18 protein-coding genes are annotated in these 16,720 nt (G+C 63.0%); 10 read left to right on the forward strand and 8 right to left on the reverse strand.

Annotation, left to right across the window (positions count from 1 at the left end):
- Window positions 1-39 precede the first annotated feature (39 nt).
- Complete coding sequence (locus CXY75_RS18005; protein WP_233202005.1) at window positions 40-924, reverse strand: hypothetical protein; 885 nt, start codon at window positions 922-924, stop codon at window positions 40-42.
- A 165-nt stretch (window positions 925-1,089) separates the two neighbouring features.
- Between CXY75_RS18005 and CXY75_RS18010 the strand changes: the two genes are divergently transcribed.
- Window positions 1,090-1,440, forward strand: coding sequence for a helix-turn-helix domain-containing protein (locus tag CXY75_RS18010; protein ID WP_104084162.1), 351 nt, complete (start codon window positions 1,090-1,092; stop codon window positions 1,438-1,440).
- Here the strand turns inward: CXY75_RS18010 and CXY75_RS18015 are convergent.
- The gene (locus tag CXY75_RS18015; protein ID WP_369826751.1) at window positions 1,424-2,191 is read right to left on the reverse strand and encodes an ABC transporter ATP-binding protein; all 768 of its coding nucleotides are present in this window, start codon (window positions 2,189-2,191) and stop codon (window positions 1,424-1,426) included. The two genes, CXY75_RS18010 and CXY75_RS18015, sit on opposite strands and share 17 nt — an antisense overlap.
- The gene (locus CXY75_RS18020; protein WP_233202006.1) at window positions 2,191-2,991 is read right to left on the reverse strand and encodes an ABC transporter permease; all 801 of its coding nucleotides are present in this window, start codon (window positions 2,989-2,991) and stop codon (window positions 2,191-2,193) included. The genes CXY75_RS18015 and CXY75_RS18020 overlap by 1 nt, the downstream gene beginning before the upstream one ends.
- Window positions 2,992-3,168: 177 nt before the next feature.
- On the opposite strand from CXY75_RS18020, the gene CXY75_RS18025 reads away from it, so the two are divergent.
- The gene (locus CXY75_RS18025; RefSeq protein WP_104084163.1) at window positions 3,169-5,157 is read left to right on the forward strand and encodes an aconitate hydratase; all 1,989 of its coding nucleotides are present in this window, start codon (window positions 3,169-3,171) and stop codon (window positions 5,155-5,157) included.
- A 62-nt stretch (window positions 5,158-5,219) separates the two neighbouring features.
- On the opposite strand, the gene CXY75_RS18030 is transcribed toward CXY75_RS18025, so the two are convergent.
- The gene (locus CXY75_RS18030; RefSeq protein WP_104084164.1) at window positions 5,220-6,689 is read right to left on the reverse strand and encodes a hydroxymethylglutaryl-CoA synthase family protein; all 1,470 of its coding nucleotides are present in this window, start codon (window positions 6,687-6,689) and stop codon (window positions 5,220-5,222) included.
- A gap of 172 nt (window positions 6,690-6,861) precedes the next feature.
- Between CXY75_RS18030 and mvaD the strand changes: the two genes are divergently transcribed.
- The 4 genes from mvaD (at window position 6,862) to CXY75_RS18050 (ending at window position 11,600) form a co-directional block, all read left to right on the forward strand.
- Complete coding sequence (gene mvaD / locus CXY75_RS18035; RefSeq protein ID WP_199182497.1) at window positions 6,862-7,854, forward strand: diphosphomevalonate decarboxylase; 993 nt, start codon at window positions 6,862-6,864, stop codon at window positions 7,852-7,854.
- Between the two features lies 1 nt (window position 7,855).
- Window positions 7,856-8,851: a mevalonate kinase gene (locus CXY75_RS18040; protein ID WP_104084165.1), complete on the forward strand. Its 996-nt coding sequence runs from the start codon at window positions 7,856-7,858 to the stop codon at window positions 8,849-8,851.
- Entirely contained in the window at window positions 8,848-11,130 is a 2,283-nt protein-coding gene (locus tag CXY75_RS18045; RefSeq protein ID WP_104084166.1) for a hydroxymethylglutaryl-CoA reductase, degradative, read from the forward strand. The genes CXY75_RS18040 and CXY75_RS18045 overlap by 4 nt, the downstream gene beginning before the upstream one ends.
- A 194-nt stretch (window positions 11,131-11,324) precedes the next feature.
- Window positions 11,325-11,600 (forward strand): hypothetical protein, encoded by a 276-nt coding sequence (locus CXY75_RS18050; protein ID WP_104084167.1) that lies wholly within the window; start codon window positions 11,325-11,327, stop codon window positions 11,598-11,600.
- A 376-nt stretch (window positions 11,601-11,976) separates the two neighbouring features.
- Here CXY75_RS18050 and CXY75_RS18055 read toward each other — a convergent pair whose 3' ends face one another.
- The 4 genes from CXY75_RS18055 to CXY75_RS18070 form a co-directional block, all read right to left on the reverse strand.
- Window positions 11,977-12,783, reverse strand: a complete 807-nt coding sequence (locus CXY75_RS18055; protein ID WP_104084168.1) for a DUF1206 domain-containing protein — start codon at window positions 12,781-12,783, stop codon at window positions 11,977-11,979.
- 68 nt (window positions 12,784-12,851) lie between these two features.
- Window positions 12,852-13,409, reverse strand: coding sequence for an isopentenyl-diphosphate Delta-isomerase (gene idi / locus CXY75_RS18060; RefSeq protein WP_233202007.1), 558 nt, complete (start codon window positions 13,407-13,409; stop codon window positions 12,852-12,854).
- A gap of 558 nt (window positions 13,410-13,967) precedes the next feature.
- Window positions 13,968-14,399 (reverse strand): hypothetical protein, encoded by a 432-nt coding sequence (locus CXY75_RS18065; protein WP_104084170.1) that lies wholly within the window; start codon window positions 14,397-14,399, stop codon window positions 13,968-13,970.
- A 90-nt stretch (window positions 14,400-14,489) separates the two neighbouring features.
- On the reverse strand, window positions 14,490-14,903 hold the full coding sequence (locus CXY75_RS18070) for a hypothetical protein (RefSeq protein ID WP_104084171.1): 414 nt from the start codon (window positions 14,901-14,903) through the stop codon (window positions 14,490-14,492).
- 107 nt (window positions 14,904-15,010) lie between these two features.
- Here CXY75_RS18070 and CXY75_RS18075 point away from each other — a divergent pair, with 107 nt between their 5' ends.
- The 4 genes from CXY75_RS18075 to CXY75_RS20645 all read left to right on the forward strand — a co-directional run bounded on the left by CXY75_RS18075 (window position 15,011) and on the right by CXY75_RS20645 (window position 16,716).
- The gene (locus CXY75_RS18075) at window positions 15,011-15,430 is read left to right on the forward strand and encodes a hypothetical protein (RefSeq protein ID WP_104084172.1); all 420 of its coding nucleotides are present in this window, start codon (window positions 15,011-15,013) and stop codon (window positions 15,428-15,430) included.
- Window positions 15,431-15,653: 223 nt separating this feature from the next.
- On the forward strand, window positions 15,654-16,100 hold the full coding sequence (locus CXY75_RS18080) for a hypothetical protein (RefSeq protein ID WP_104084405.1): 447 nt from the start codon (window positions 15,654-15,656) through the stop codon (window positions 16,098-16,100).
- The gene (locus CXY75_RS20640; protein WP_233202008.1) at window positions 16,066-16,272 is read left to right on the forward strand and encodes a response regulator transcription factor; all 207 of its coding nucleotides are present in this window, start codon (window positions 16,066-16,068) and stop codon (window positions 16,270-16,272) included. The genes CXY75_RS18080 and CXY75_RS20640 overlap by 35 nt, the downstream gene beginning before the upstream one ends.
- 57 nt (window positions 16,273-16,329) lie before the next feature.
- Window positions 16,330-16,716: a winged helix-turn-helix domain-containing protein gene (locus CXY75_RS20645; protein ID WP_255411811.1), complete on the forward strand. Its 387-nt coding sequence runs from the start codon at window positions 16,330-16,332 to the stop codon at window positions 16,714-16,716.
- The last annotated feature ends 4 nt before the right edge of the window (window positions 16,717-16,720 follow it).

Consider the following 16,720-nt stretch of genomic DNA (forward strand, 5'->3'; position numbering starts at 1 on the left):
AGGTTACTGTAGCGCAGGCAGCGGCTGCCCGCCGACACGTTACTCCGGAGCTGGGTTCGGTCGTGATTCGAGCGGCGGCGACGGGGCAGCGTCCGGCGAAGCGGATGCGGGCGGCTCGGCCGGTGCCGCGGTGTTGCCTCGCCGCGCTTCCCTCACGGTACTGTGCCCACTTGTGCTGGCCCGCGGGCGCGGCTCTAGTTCTGGCTGAAAGTAGGTCGGTACCGGACCGAAGGCGAGCCTCGAAGCGTGCCGCACCTTATTGCCGAGAATGTGGTTTCCGGCGCCACCAATGACCGCTCCGATGCCGAAAGGCAGGGCCTTGCCCAGCAGGCTGGCGCCGCCGCGGGTGGCGAACTGACGCAAAAATGTGCTTTTGAGCCGGTCAGTGAGTGGGCGGAGAATGGCCCGTGGCAGGCTGTTGGTGATGAGTTCGCCCCAATAGGTGGTGCGTGCCGTTCCCGCGCCGGTGGCCTGGCCGGCGAGCTGGCGCACCAGATCGCTGCCCTCACGGCCAAGCATCATGGTCATGACGAGTGCGCGGGCCCGCTCCGGATCGTCAACGGCGATGCCGTGCACTTCGCTGACCGACTGGGCGAACAGCGCCGTTGCCTCGAGAAAACCGGCCGTCTCGACTCCCGACAGTGCCAGGGTGATTCCGGTTCCGACGCCGGGAATGACCGCTGTCGCCCCGACAGCCGCGCCGCCAGCGGTCACCGCCGCGAGGTAGCGTTTCTCCAATATCCGCACGATCTGCTCGGGCGAGGCGTTGGGGTTGCGGCGGCGGATGCTCCGAATATGGGCCAGAACTACGGGCCGGTGGATGGCCAGCACCCGATCGAAGCTTTTGACGAACCCGGTCGGCAAGGCGCCGCCCTGTGGCGAACCGCCCGTCGATGACAGCATCGGGATGCTTTTCCTGGCCATTGATTGCCTTCCTCGCGCCGGTCTGGTCGAGTTTACGTGCTGCACCAGAGTGGCGGCTGGACACTCGAATCGTACGACCAGAGGTAGCGAACGACGAAAAAAAACTAGATTTCCTCAAATGTCCAGCCGCTAGTCAAGATTGGCCGGTCCCGTTACAACTGAGGAATGCCAGCGCCGAAATCAGAAGCATCCAGACTCCTCGGACTCCGCCTCCGCGAGCGCCGACTACTGCTCGGATTCAATCAGGAGTCAGTTGCCCTGCTGGCCGGTCTCAACGTGTCGAACTATGCCCGAATCGACCGAGGCTGCGGCAACCCAACCATGTACACGCTCATTCGTCTGGCCGCAGTACTGCAGCTGGAATTCAGCGAGCTCGTGATCGGCCTGGCCGTCGAGCAGCTGCCGCCAACGCGTGATACCTACATGGCCATCGATTTTCGGCGTGCATCCGAGCCGATGGTGCAGCCTGATCGGCTGAGCCCAGAAGTTGCACGCCCGGTTAGGGTGCGGGCTTGACCCCGTAATCGGCGTTGTACCGTGCGAGTACGTCCTCGATCGGTGCATCGAGGACCAGATCGCCCTTGTCAAGGTAGAGGCCGCGCGTGCAAAAACGCCGCAGGTCTCGTTCATTATGCGAGACGATAAACAGGGTGCGGCCGCCAGCCAACAGCTCTTCGATGCGGCGATAGCATTTCTCCCGAAACGCCTTGTCGCCAACGGCCAGAACCTCATCAACCAGCAAAATCGGCTCTTCAAGCCGGGAGATCACCGCAAACGCGATGCGCACCTTCATTCCGCTCGACAAATGCTTGTACGGCGTGTCGATGAAGTCGGCGATCTCGGCGAATTCAATGATCTCATCAAAGCGTGCGGCGATCTGCTTGCGGGTCATGCCGTGCAGGCCAGCGGTGAGATACACGTTATCGCGCACGCTGAGGTCGTCCACAAACCCGCCGGTGATCTCAATCAGCGGCGCAACACCCTCGCTCACGTGCACCGTTCCGGTATCGGGCAGTACAACGCCGGTGACGAGTTTGAGCAGGGTGGATTTGCCCTGACCGTTGCGTCCGACGACGCCGATGGCTTCCCCCGGCTGCACGGTAAAGCTCACGTGCTGCAGGGCCCAAAATTCGCCGGGCCGGTTGCGCCGCTTTTTGGCGCCAAAGAGGTCCTTAAAATTGCGCCGTCCGCGGCGATTCCTGCGAAAGCGGATGCCGACATCCACGAGCGAGATCACCGGCTGCACCCCGGTTACCAGGTTCGGCACTAGATCTCCTTCAGAACGGCGCGTTCGGTGCGGCGAAAGACGAGCAGGCCCAGGCCGAGAAACGCCACGGACATGACCGCACTGATCGCCACGGTGAACCAGTCAAGTTGTTCCGGAAAAAACGCAGCCCGATAAAGGCTGAAGATGCCGGTGAGGGGGTTGAAAGCGGCCCAGAAATGCAAGTCAGACGGTAGGTCGGCGGTGCTATAGATAATGGGGGAGGCATAGAACAGAAACCGCAGGATGAGCTTGACGGCCCGTTCTAGATCGCGAAAAAAGACGACGAGCGGGGCGACGAGCAGGCCGACGCCAGCGGTCAGGGCAGCCTGAATCACAATGGCTAGGGGAAAAAATAGCGCGTTGATGTTGGCTTCGGCGCCGTACACAATGGCGAACAAGACGAGCACCGGAATCGATGCGAGAAATTCGATGCCCTTGGACAGCACCAGTCGGTTCACCCAAATGGTGCGGGGGATGCGGGTGGAGCGGATGAGTTTTGCCTCGCGCAAAAAAGCGCGGGTGCAGTCAGAGACCGCGCCGTTGAACCACATCCAGGGCAGCAGACCGGCCAGCAGGAAGACGATATACGGCTCGTTGCCGACGCTGCGGTCGAAGACCTGGGTGAAAACAAACCAGTAAATCCCGGCCATCACGAGCGGATCGAGGATGGACCAGAAGTAGCCAAGCACCGAGGTGGAATAGCGCACCCGGAGGTCGCGCTGCGTCAGCAGCCAGAGCGAATGCCGATAGCGGGCGATCGGCGTGCGCTGTTCGGGGCGCACCAGCGCGTAACTACTCACGCCGTCTATCGTATGGGAGCCTGACTTCGTCCCGGGCCAACGCAGGCTACTGGTCTCTGGCCCAGACACCCTCAAATGGTGGCCGTCAAGTCATCAAAGGATTAGATTTAATGCCTGCGGACGACGTCGATGGGTTCTTGTCGATGCGGCCATCCGCACACGAGCAAGGGAGCCCGCGTGGCCTATAACGTCGCCCAGAAACTGATCGCCTCGCATCTGGTAGTGGGGGAGATGAAACCGGGTACCGAAATCGGCATCCGCATCGACCAGACCCTCACCCAGGATGCGACGGGCACCCTGGTCATGCTGGAGCTGGAAGCGCTCGGCCTTGACTACGCGCGCACTGAGGTGTCGGTGCAGTATGTCGACCACAACCTGCTCCAGGCCGACAGCAAAAATGCCGAAGACCACGACTTTCTCCGTTCAGCCTGCCAGCGCTTCGGCCTCTGGTTTTCCAAGGCTGGCAACGGGGTATCGCACCCGACGCACATGCAGCGCTTTGGCATTCCGGGTAAGACCATGGTTGGCTCGGACAGTCACACCCCGGCGGCCGGTTCCCTCGGCATGCTCGCCATTGGCGTCGGTGGCACCGAGGTCGCGCTAGCCATCGCCGGCGAACCCCTCTACATTCGCATGCCCGAAATTTGGGGGGTTCGTCTCATCGGACAACTGCCGCCGTGGACGAGCGCCAAGGACGTCATCCTGGAAATGCTCCGCCGCCACGGTGTGAAGGGCGGCGTCAACCGGGTCGTCGAGTACTACGGTCCGGGACTGGCATCGCTGACCGCGATGGACCGGCACGTGATTGCCAATATGGGCGCAGAGCTCGGAGCCACCACGACGGTGTTCCCCGCCGATGATCAGGTTCGCACGTTCCTGCGCGCAGAGGCGCGTGAGGAGGACTTCGTCGAACTACTTGCCGATGCGGATGCGACCTACGATGTGACCGAAGAGATCGACCTCGCAACGATCGTGCCGTTGATCGCACTGCCGAGTTCGCCCGGCAATGTCGTTCCGGTCAGTGAGGTCGCCGGGCGGCCGGTCGAGCAGGTGGTGATCGGATCATCCGCTAACCCGGGGCTTCGCGACTTCGCCATCGTCGCGGCGATCACCAAGGGTCGGCAGTCGTTTCCTGGGTTGTCCCTCGACGTCAACCCGAGCTCCCGTCAAATTTTGCAGGATCTGACCAAGATGGGCGCCACCCTAGACCTGATCGGCGCCGGCGCGCGGCTGCACCAGTCCGGCTGCATGGGCTGCATCGGCATGGGGCAGGCACCAGCCAACGGCAGCATCAGCCTGCGCACCATGCCGCGCAACTTTCCGGGCCGCTCCGGCACCCAGGAAGACTCCGTCTACCTCTGTTCGCCCGAAACCGGGGCTGCGGCCGCGCTGACCGGAAAAATTACCGATCCCAGGGACCTCCCCGACCTGTTCGGCATGGACTATCCCGAGATCACCCTGCCCGAGTTCTCCAGCGTGAACCTGACCATGCTTGAGGCACCGCTACCGGCGGCGAAATCCCTCGGCATTGCCCTGGTCAAGGGAGAGAATATTTCGTCCCTGCCGGTGTTCGGGCCGCTCGCCGAGCGTATTGAGGCGCCCGTTGCCCTGATTGTCGGAGACGATATTTCAACGGATGAGATTCTGCCGGCTGGCGCGCGTGTCTTGCCTTTTCGCAGCAACGTGCCCAAGCTGGCGGAGTTCACCTTTGATCAGGTCGACCCGACCTACCCGACGCGTGCCGCGCTCAGCCGCGACACGACCGGGCACATGATTGTTGCCGGTGCGAACTACGGGCAGGGATCCTCCCGCGAGCACGCCGCGATCACCCCCCGGTTTCTCGGTCTGCGGGTGGTGCTGGCGGTGTCGTTTGCGCGCATCCACTGGCAGAACCTGGCGAACTTCGGCGCGCTGGCGCTGCAATTCACGGATGCCGCCGATCACGATCGCATCGCGCGTGACGATGTCCTGGTACTCGACGGCATTCGGGAGGCCCTCACGAACGGCACCGAGATTATCGTTCGCAACACGACTCGCGACGAGGTCTACGCCGTGCGGCACGAACTCTCCACCCGCCAGATTGAGATGCTGTTGGTCGGTGGCCTTATTCCGTGGTTGCGTGCCCGGCATTCCCAAGGAGAGCCCGCGATCGGCGAAGCGGAGTAACAGCACATTCGCACGGGGCCGGTGAGGTGCGGCCCCGTGCGCTCTATTCAGCGCAGTGTGGTCTATTCGGCACCGACGAAGCGGTAATACTCGACGCCCTCGTCAAAGAAATCGGGCCCGTTCGACGTGCCAACATGATCGACGATGAACTCAGCCCGGGCGGGCTGCACGGCTATTGCGGTAAAACGTCCCTCGTGCACATCAATGTATTGTGCTTGGGTCAGATCAGTCGCGCCGAGCAGTGCCGTCTCAAAATTGATCCGCGCCGCCGCTTCTTCCCAGCCAGCCACGACCCGCATTGGTAGGGCCTCCGCAGCGTCGCCGCTGCCGTAACCCAGAGCCAGCCACTCCTGGCCGGCCAGTTCTAGTCCGTCGGTGACGGCCTCGTGCAGGCCGGAGGCGAGCCACGCCGGGAGGGCAGCGGTGTAGAGATTGCCCAGGTCGCGCATGGCTTCGGAGCCGAGTCCGAGCTTGCCCTCTACGAGCGTGTCCCAGAGTGGTGTTGTGCGCAGCTGGTTGCGCACCCGGCGGGACAGGGGAAAAACGTCACCGGTGTTTTCAAAGAGATGGGCGCCGTTGCCATGGAATGGTGATGGTGCGAGCAGCTCATCGATAAGTTGGGTGGCGTCGACACCAGCGTCCGCGCACAGTGCGCGCAGTTGGTCGCGACCCTCGTCGTCGTGCGCCAGAGCAAACAGGTAGGCCATGACCCACCCGGTCGTTGGCATCTGGTGATACGGACGGTGCATGAAGACCGCGTCGACCTCGTGAAAATAGTCGAGGTTTCGACCGGGACGCTTGTCGAGCATCGAGGTCACAGCGTGATGAGTGGCGTCGATGTAGCAGCTCGTGGAGTAGTGCCCATTGAACATCGGCAGGTCCTGCACCTGGCCGTCGTCGCGCGCAGGCTGGTTGCGGAAACGTGCAAAGGGCTTGCGAAAGTCGGCCACGCGGTAGTCGGAGTCGCTGCCGGCCCCGGCGAGGTCCACTTCGAGCAGCCGGGCATCGCTCTCCAGCAGCATGGCAACGGCCCCAGCGCCCTGCGTGGGCTCACCGCTGCCACCGCGGGCGTACTCGGCGATGTCGGCGCACACCACGATGGCCTGGCGACCACGGCCATCCGTTGCCAGATAGCGCAGCGCAGCCTTCACGCCGTAGACGCCGCCAAGGCAGGCCTGCTTGAATTCTGGAACTTCGCAGTCCCTGGCCAAGAGGGGAAGGCCGGCCGCGGCGAGAGCATCATTGACCATGCCCTTGACGATGACTGCCCCGGCCGAATTGTCGGTGCTCGATTCGGTTCCGAGGGCGAGCAGCCCCACCTGGGTCGGGTCGATGTCGTAGTCCCGAATCAGTCGCCACACGGCATTCGCGGCAAAAGTATAGATGCTTTGCCGGGGTGCGCGCATGCGAAAACTTCGCCCGACGACCGAACGGAATTTGTCCCACGACTGGTTATTCCATTCACACCACGATTCGAGCTGCACGCGGTACGGCGGGAGGTACAGGGAGAAACCACTAATTCCAGGAGCCAACTGTGTCTACTTAACTTTCAGGTGAAAAATTTTTCCGGTATGTGCGGGGCCGCAGTGGTCACACGTACCATATTTTAGTCCGGGAGGCTGCGAGTCACCAGCGTGGGCTGCTGCGGCCGGATGGCCTCGGTGCCCCGGCTAAAATGGAGGCTGAACCGATCGGAGTAGTCCTGTGTCACAGACCATCGAGGCCGGCGCCACGGCGCGCGCCCGCGCACACAGCAATATTGCGCTGGTCAAATATTGGGGCAAGAACGATGCCGTCCTCAACACCCCAGCGGTCGGGTCGATCTCGATCACCCTCGATGCCCTCTACACCGATACCAGGGTCACCTTTCGTTCGGGTCTCACCTCCGATGAGCTACAACTAAACGGATGCCGCGAAAACGCCGACACGGTCACTCGCGTTCTCGACCTGGTGCGTAACGCCAGTGCAACCACACTGTTCGCCGCCGTGGAGTCTGCAAATAACTTCCCCACCGGAGCCGGGCTGGCCTCGTCCGCCTCCGGTTTTGCCGCCCTCGCGCTCGCCGCCACCGCCGCGGCCGGACTCACACTGACCCAGCGCGAGCTGTCGATTCTGGCTCGGCACGGCTCCGGATCGGCCGCCAGATCCATTTTCGGTGGTTTCGCGAAGATGCACGCCGGCACCGCTGCCGATGGCTCGGATTCCTACGCCGAACAACTGCTTGCCGGCGGCGACTGGCCACTCACCATCGTTATCGCCATCACCGAGCACGGTGCCAAGTCGATCAATTCCACCGTTGGCATGGGATCCTCTGCGGCCAGCTCGCCGTTCTATCCGGCTTGGCTGGCGACTGCCCCCGGAGACCTCACCGATCTAGCCGCTGCCATCGCCGCCCGAGACTTCGAGCGCCTCGGCGAACTCGCCGAGTACAACTGCCTGAAACTGCATGCGCTCATGCTCACCACTCGCCCGGCGCTGATCTACTGGAATGCGGCGACGGTCGCGACCATGCATGCCGTTCGCGACCTACGCGCGTCCGGAGTGCCGGCCTACTTCACCATCGATGCCGGGCCACAGGTGAAGGTGCTCTGCCTGCCGGCGGATTCGGCCAAGGTGCACGCCGCGCTGTTGAACGTGTCCGGAGTGCTCGAGGTACGCCACAGCGCGCTCGGCCCCGACGCCTACCGGTTGGACTGACGTGACATCCGTAACGTCGTCGGCACCGGGAAAACTATTTCTGCTCGGTGAATACGCGGTTCTGCACGGCGCACCGGCGCTGCTGGCGGCCGTCGATCGCCGGGTCACCGTGACGGTGGCACCGGGTCGGTCTTGGCGCCTGCATGCCCCGAGCATTGGCATCCATCACCTCGACCTCGACGATGAGGGGCGACTGCCGGCCACTCTCGATGCCCAGACCCGATCAACTCTGCGTCTGTTTGACGCGGTGCGCGCGGTGCTGAAAGCGCGGGCAGGCGGCGGCCCGTTCGAGATCAGCATCGACAGCGCAGATTTCTCCCGCGACGGCCACAAATTGGGGCTCGGATCGAGCGCTGCCGTGGCCAGCGCACTCACGGCAGGCCTAGCCGAGGCCTCCGGGCTTCAGCTCGACCCGGAGGCACTGTTCACGCTGGCCCAGTCGGCCCACCGTGCCGCACAAAACGGTACGGGTAGCGGCGGGGATGTTGCCGCGAGCGTCTACGGCGGCGTGCTTTCCTACACCGTCGGCAGTCCGCCGGTACCCCTGAACTGGCCGAACGATCTCACCGTCATGGCCGTAGTCACCGGGGAGGGCTCGGTGACAACCGACCTGGTCGGCCGGGTCAACGACTTTGCCGCGCAGCGTCCGGCGCAGCACGAACAGGATCTCGCCAGGCTGATCAGGCTCGCCCACCAGGCGCAATCGGCGCTCACCGAGCGTGCCACTTTTCTGCGACTGGTCGACGATTACTTCGTAGCGCTGGCCCTGCTTGACGACCACGCCGAGGCCGGCATCGTGACCGAGCGCCACCGGGAGCTGCGCGTGGTGGCCGAGCGGGCTGGCGGAGTGTTTAAGACCTCCGGTGCCGGTGGCGGAGATGTCGGGCTCGCCTTTAGTACCAGCGGGGAGCCTGCGGAACGACTCGCGGCGGCCCTGGCCGACGCCGGGGCATCCGTTGTGGCGCTTGAATTTGGGGTAGCCGGGGCCCGGTCATGAGCGGCTCCCGCATCGCGAAGTTCTACCAGTTGTCGGTTCAGCAGCGACTGAAGGTTTTGCACGAACGCGGCACGTTGAACGATGCCGACTATGCCGTGCTACAGCCGGGGATCGGCCTGCTCGACGCTGACACCGCTGATCGACTCACCGAAAACGTGATTGGCGTGTTCTCCCTGCCGCTGGGGCTCGGGCTGAACTTTCAGATCAACGGTCGGGATTATCTGGTTCCCATGGTGGTGGAAGAGCCGTCCATTGTCGCGGCGGTTAGTTCCACCGCTCTTCTGGTGCGGCAGGCTGGCGGTTTTAGCAGCACCTCCGATGAGCAGCTGCTGATTGGCCAAGTGCAGGTGGTCGATGTCGCCGACCCGGCGCTGGCACGCCGCGCCCTGCTCGCACAGACCGAGCAGATTCTGGAGCTGGCCAACAGTGGCCACGCGAATATGGTCGCTCGCGGCGGCGGCGCACGCGGTGTCGAGGTATTCCTGCGCGGTGCGACGGCCCAGAACGGTGAGCTCTTGGTCGTGCATCTGCTGGTGGATACCCGCGACGCGATGGGCGCGAACCTGGTCAACTCCATGTGCGAACGCATCGCGTCCCTGATTGAGCAGATCAGCACCGGCCGGGTTGTCCTGCGCATTTTGTCGAACCTGGCCGATCAGGCTCTGGTGCGTTCCAACGCAGTTGTCCCGCACGGCCTGCTGGAAACCGGAGAATTTTCCGGCGAAACAGTTCGCGATGGAATCATTCTCGCCTCCGAGTTCGCCGCGATGGATCGGTACCGGGCGACCACGCACAACAAGGGCATCATGAATGGCATCGACGCCGTCGCGATCGCGACCGGCAATGACTGGCGTGCAATCGAAGCGGCTGCCCACGCGTACGCTGCGCGTGGCGATCGCTACGCACCACTGGCAACTTGGCGTGCCAACGAGGCCGGCGATCTGGTCGGCGAATTGACCATGCCGCTCAAGGTAGGCACGGTCGGGGGCCAGGTGGAGTCAAATCCCGCCGTGCGCATCGCACACACAATCCTGGGCATCGGCTCGGCGCCGGAATTGGCCGAGGTCATGGCTGCGGTCGGGTTGGCCCAAAACCTGGCGGCGCTCAAAGCGCTGTCGACGAACGGAATCCAGCATGGCCATATGCGTTTGCATGCCCGCGCCGTGGCTGTTGCTGCCGGTGCCAGCGGTGCTCGGTTCGACGAGGTCGTCGAGAAACTCGTCGCCGACGGCGAGATCAAGGTGTGGAAGGCTCGGCAAATTGTGGCAAACCTCGAGGGTGTCGGGGTAGTTGCCAGCAGCGATAACGTGCTGCCTGCACTGTCACCGCATCCAGTTAGCAAGGTCGATGCAGATCGTAATGTCGGCTACGGCAAAATCATCCTGCTGGGTGAGCACTCCGTGGTGTATGGCCGGCACGCCATTGCCGCGCCCATTGGACTCACGGTCCGTGCCGAAGTGAGCCGGGGACCGTCAGGGCAGAATCCGGTTATTACGGACTGGGATGTGGACGGTTCTGTGCACGAACCGATCAGTGCAGACATCTCGCATCGAGTCGCCGCATTGATCGCCGAGCGACTGGGCCTGCCGACGTCCGGCGTGCGCGTTGACGTGTTCTCGCACCTGCCACGGGCGAGCGGCCTGGGCGCATCGGCCGCGTTTGCGGTCGCGCTCATCCGCGCAACGGCCGACTGCTTCGACATTGCGCTCAGTGACGAGGAGGTGTCGAGTCTGGCGTTCGAGTGCGAGCAAATCGTGCACGGCACGCCGTCGGGCATCGATAACACCGTTGCCACCTTCGGTCGGCCGATCCTGTTCCGAAAAACGGATGCGCCGGCTGGACACGAAATTCGCGACATTTTCACACCGAATCCGATCCCGATCGTCATCGGCCTCACGGGCGTGCACGCACTCACCGCGCATACCGTTGCTACAGTTCGGGCGGCGTGGCAGAAGAATCCCGCACGCTACGACGCGATCTTCGATCAGATTGACGCCCTGGTCGTCGACGGAGTCGACGCCCTGCGCCGTGGCGACACGACCGAACTCGGCGAGCTGATGAACATCAACCAGGGTCTGCTCAATGCCCTGCAGGTGTCGAGCCCCGAGCTTGAACAGATGGTCGCCATCGCCCGGCGGGCCGGGGCGCTCGGAGCAAAGCTGACCGGCGGCGGCGGCGGCGGCGCGATGATCGCCCTGGCCGGGCCAGCCGGCACCGAATCACTCCGCACAGCCCTGCGCCGGGCCGGCTACGCCTCGTTCTTGACCGAGATTCGGTAGGTGTATCGCCCGCTGTGGCCCCGCCGCGCCGCTTCGTGAACCCAGCCCACACGGGGTATCGCGAGTACACTCTCTGCATTTCGTCGATTTCTCATCCGCGGGCCTGATCCGATCGAGGCCAGGCGGCCAACCTCCTGGCCTCAGGCAGCACTCATGACCAAGCATCTAGCCACGTCCGGCACTTCCTCGAGGCGATGTACGACAGCGCCGCATCCTTGGCGCGGTTGCCGTCGGGAACCGGCAATCTGTTGGCTCGAAATCTGGATCTTTCTCTGGATGACCTGACGGGCTCCGCGCACACGGCTTTCTCTGGTCTGGAACGCCGGATCCACCTGCCCCTGATCGATATTCGACGCGCTGATCAGTCGGTTTCGCGGAACGCTTTTCTCGTCATAGCCGGGCTCGGGCTCAACGCGACGATGCTGTCAAACACGCGTGGCGGCCGTTGGCGCTGGCAGCCGCGATGCTGATCGGCGTCGAGCTGGCGCAGGTCATCGGACGCCTGGTCGATCGCAGCCGGCCACCCACTGAGCTCAGGCTGTTCGGGTCGGACCCGTCGTTTTCATTTCCATCTGGCCACGTACTGGGAGCATCAGACTTCCTGTTGTCAATCGTCTATCTGGTGTTATAACGTCGTCAGGGTGCTCTCGGAGCCGCGCTGGCTGGTGTCTTAGCAGCCTTCTGCATCAGTACTGCGGCGCTCAGTCGCATAGAGCTGGGCTACCACTGGGCTACCGATGCCCTGGTATCCGTGTCGCTCTCGCTGATTATTGTCGGTTGTGTGATCGCCTTCGACACCAGACACACCGTTCAGGTACTCGACAAGAGCCCGAACCTAGATACGAGTTAGAGCTGGGCGCGCCAAGCCCGCGCGAAACAGTAGACACCGTAGGCGATCAGGCCGATGCCGATGGCGATCAAAATAATGCTCCCAAACGGCAGCCCAGCGAGCGTTTTCAGGGCCCCGTCGAGGCCGGTGCTTTTGCTCGGGTCGACGGTGAGAGCGGCGATCATAATGAGAATAGCGACAACGCCCAGCACAATGCCCTTGGCGATGTAACCAACGACGCCGAGGGTGATGACGGCCCGGCCTGCCGTGCCGCTTGGAACGGCGAGGTCGGCGGTGAATTTCTTGGTGGCACCCGTGTAAACAAAGTAAGCGCCGATCGCGAGCACGATCAGTCCCAGGACGAACAAAATGAACACGCCGCCCGGTGAGGAGAGCAGTTTCGCGCTGGCGTCACTCGTGCTGCTGGCTGAATTGGTCGCGCCGCCCCGCGCAAAGGTGAGGGAGGTGCCGGCCAGCAAGAAGTAGGCTGCTGCCTTGCCGATGTTTGCAGCGCGCTGACTCCATTTGTGTTTCGGGTCACCCTGCACAAGAAAAGCCGAGATCAGCAGCCACAGACCGAGGGCGAACAAGCCGAGCACGACGACCCACAGCACAAATGCCCCACCGGGCGTGGAAGCGAGCTGGGCGAGAGCGCCGGACTGGTCGGCTGAGCCGTTCGCAGCACCGAATACCACGCTGATGGCGAGAAAACCGATCAGTATATGCAATAACCCATTGACCGCGAACCCCAATCGAGCCAACGCTCGCAGTGGCGCGCTGCCCTCCGCCTTACGGGCGACTCCTGATACCGATGCAGGGTTCACGAGGTCATACTAGGCCCGGTTTGGAACGAGCGGGTCATGGATTTCCGGCTTAATTTGCCGGGGTCAACCTAGAGCTGGGGGAAGAGGAGGGGGAGTTGCAGGGTCAGCCAGGGGCTAAACGCCCACGGGGTGGCGCGCACAGCCGTGACGAGATCGGCCAGGGGAACCCAGCGCCATTCCATGACCTCGTCGTTGCGCGGCACTACCGACGAGTTCGTAATCGCCGTGAAGACGGGGCAGATTTCGTTCTCCACAATTCCTGACGCGTCGATGGCGCGGTAGCGAAAATCGGGCAGAGCCAGGGTCAGCTCGGTCAGGTCGATGCCGAGTTCATACCCGGCACGACGTGATACAGCATGCACGAGTGTTTCCCCCGGGGCCGGGTGGCCACAGAACGAGTTTGTCCACACGCCCGGCCAAGCCTTCTTGGTCAGGGCTCGGCGGGTAACCAGGATGCGCCCATTTTGATCAAAAACATGGCAGGAGAAGGCCAGGTGCAGGGCGGTGTCAAAATCGTGCACGATCACCTTGGCTGCCGTGCCGATCGGCGTGCCATCCTCGGCGACGAGCACAACGGTCTCGACCTCTAGAGTGTCGCGTTCTTCGGCCAAGCTATCTTGCGTCACGTCTGCCCATCCTCTGAAAGTTCTCTGGTTCAAATCTACGCCAGCGCAGAGATCCTCGCGCGGCGGCGAGCAAATGGCAACTGGAGGCACACGCTGACGCCTCACCGGGCACGAACGCATCGCACCCCTTTCGGGGGGTGGTACGAGGAACGAAAGGGGTAGCGGTTGCTAGCCGAAGGGGAACACACTTAGTGGACGGTTCCGTCAAATGTTGCAAACTTCAGATTCGGTGGGGCGGGACCGAACGAAGGAGTTCATTCCATGAGAATAACTTGCCCGTACTGCCATTCTGAGGCCCAGCTGAGACCAAATCCGGCTACACCTGACGGGGCGTCCTCACCCCGATACGAACTCGAGTGCAGCGGTTGTAATGCCACTTCGGTGCGGCCCAGCCCGAGGCGGCGGCAACTTCGTTGCTCAGCCGATGGCACCTTTATCCCGGAATCACAGGCTCGTGTTGCGGCGAGATAATTCCGATTGAGGATGCTTTGTGGCTGGTTGGACCAGCGACTTGCCGCGTAGGAACAAGTCGCGGCGGTTTAAAGGTCCCGCAGCGATTCAATGGCCGGCTGGCGGGAGACCCGTGCCGAGGGCGGAGCGCAAGCGCGCGACCGTGGCCGACGTGTTCTGCCCCTGCGTGTCGATCAGAAACACATTGGCGGCGGTGTCATGGGATGCCGTCGCAACGTAGTCGGCGTTAGCGATGGAGAAACTGTTCTTGAGCGCGGTCGAAAACTCATTCGCCACCCCCACATACTGAAACGGCACGGTAACGAGAGTTTTCGTGTCGGCCTGCTGTAATCGCAGCGGGATCAGGTCGCCCGGGTTCAGCTGAAAATCGGCGACGGTCTCGGCGCTGACCAGAATGGCATCGGTTTGGTTGGCGAGTGTCGCCTCGAGGTTGTGGGCGGCGGCGATGACATCGACAAACGACACGGCCGGGCCTGTCGCGAGGTCGTGCGAGTGGTCGACATGAATTTGGGTGGCCACGAGGTTGGGTCGTGCGGCGGCGAGGCCGGCGGTGACGCTGCGAAACTGGGACTCGGGCAGGAGTACTACATTGTCTGGCGGGGCGGTGGGTTAAGACTGGGCCGGCGCGCCGACGGTCTGAAATAGGGAATTGGCTTGAGGAAGGTCGACGACACCGCTGATGGTCATCTCGACCGGCTGAGTTCCCGCGAGGCCGATCATGATGGTGTCGCCAGGAGCGACGTGCGGGTTCGCTGCCGTTTGCTGGGCGATGAGCACGCCGGTTCTCGTTCCGGTCAGCTGCCGGATCTCGCCCGGAATCGCCTTCAGATAGCCGTCCGGGAGGCCGAGCACGGCGCCCGGGTCCGTGGCCTGGGTCGCGCCCTGTGTCGTGGCGGTCAGGCCGGTCGTGTGGGCAAAGGTCACCGGCAGCGCCGTGGTGACACCGGCCGCGGTGCGTACCTGGTTTCGCACGGCTGCCGCATCGGCGTCGGGTACCACCTGCACTTGCCAGTTGATGGCCACTCACGACCCGCCAGAAACTTTCCATCGTCGACAGCGATAGCCTCGCCGTCCCTCGGGCCTCACGAATCGTCGGCATCCGAATCGCGACAGCGTGCGCCGCCGTTGTCGTGGTCGGCATCGTTGCCGTCTTCGTCTATATCCTGTCCGAGGTCCCCGCCGGTGAGCTGTTTGAACCGGTGCCGGATGCCGATAACTCGCGAGTTGGCGCTGTCGGGCTTCTGCGCGCTGCTGCGGTGTTCGACGCCCGCCTGCACATTCTGCAACGAGTTCCGCCAGCGGATGACCCGTCCTCCGCGATCGTGACTGAGCTGCGCAGCGATGCAAAGGAGCTCATCCACATCATCCATGACCTCCTCGAATCGGCGGAGATCGGCGGCGCGGCGGCGAAAGACACTGTCATTACCGATGTGCCTGCTGCGGTGATTCCGCCGTGCAGTCGATGGTGCTCATCGCTGTCGAAGAACACCTCAGCATTGAACTCACTGCTCTGGAGCCAGCGTTCACCCGCGTGCCAGCGGCCAGCCTGACCTGATGCGTTGTGGCTCTGTTAGACAATGCCGTGCGGGTCCGTGAACGTCGTCGATAGTTCCGACGCGGGCACGGTAATCCGGTTGGTCATTCTACGAGCGAAGCGAGCCTGATTCTTAGCTGCGAATTCGTGAATCTCGTGCGCCAGTAGATCCCTTCTGTGAAAAGTCTTAGACGCCCCCATGTTCGCTAGTGCTACCGACCCCATCGAAGGAGAAACTCTTGTCCACGACCGCAACCCTTTCGACCACCGTTTCACCGGTACGGCACATACTGATCAAGGTTCCAGAGGTGACCCTTATCTTCTGGGTGATCAAGGTGCTCGCGACCACGGTGGGTGAGACCGCAGCAGACTTCTTGAACGTCAACCTGGGAATGGGCCTCACGATCACCTCGATTATCATGGCCGCACTCCTCACCGCTGCACTGATCGCGCAATTTAAACTCCAGCAGTACACCCCGGCCGTCTATTGGCTGGCCGTGCTGTTCACGTTCGCCCGCGGCACAGCGGCAGGCGACCTCGTCACCGAGGGACTGAATCTCGGCTTCTTCGTGGCTCTTCTCGTTTTCGCCGCAGCCATCGCCCTGGTCGCCGTGGCGTACTTTGTCTTCCACCTCAATGCCGGGAGGCGGGATGGACGCGTGCCGACGCATCCGTTCGTTCAATAACGACGTACCGGTGCTGATGCTCACCGCACTGGATTCGATGCACACCAAGGTGGAGGGGCTCGATGCTGGCGCCGACGACTACATCGTCAAACCGTTCCACCTGGTCGAGCTACTGGCCCGTGTGCGTGCACTGCTCCGACGGTCGCCGCGCGCCCACGCACCCGTGCTATAGGCGCAGGGAGTCAGCCGCGATCCAGCCAGCCGCACCGCGCTGCGTGCGGGACGCACCATCGAGTTGACGGCGAAGGAATTCGCCGTGCTGGAATATTTGATGCGCAACGCGGGCACCATTATCAGCGCCACCGAACTGATCGATCATTCGTGGGACAGTAACCATGAGGGGTTCAGCAACGTCATGCAAACCTACATCCGTTACCTGCGACAAAAACTCACCCTGCCGGGCGAGACCGAGATCGTCGAGACCCGGCGCGGCGCCGGAACCGACCTGAAAAGAACCTATCAGGTCGTCGACTTGAACGAGCTCATCCGGCTCGACATCGACGCGCGTGCCAGCAACCCGGTGGAAGCCGCTCGGCTGGACATTCACCTGGGGCAAGCCACGGTCGTTCTGGGCTCCCCGGCGTTGCTCGCTCGAGCCATCGCCAATATCATCTGAAGTT

Origin of the sequence: Cryobacterium sp. Y11, from assembly GCF_002929535.1 — a bacterium.
GTDB lineage: Bacteria > Actinomycetota > Actinomycetes > Actinomycetales > Microbacteriaceae > Cryobacterium.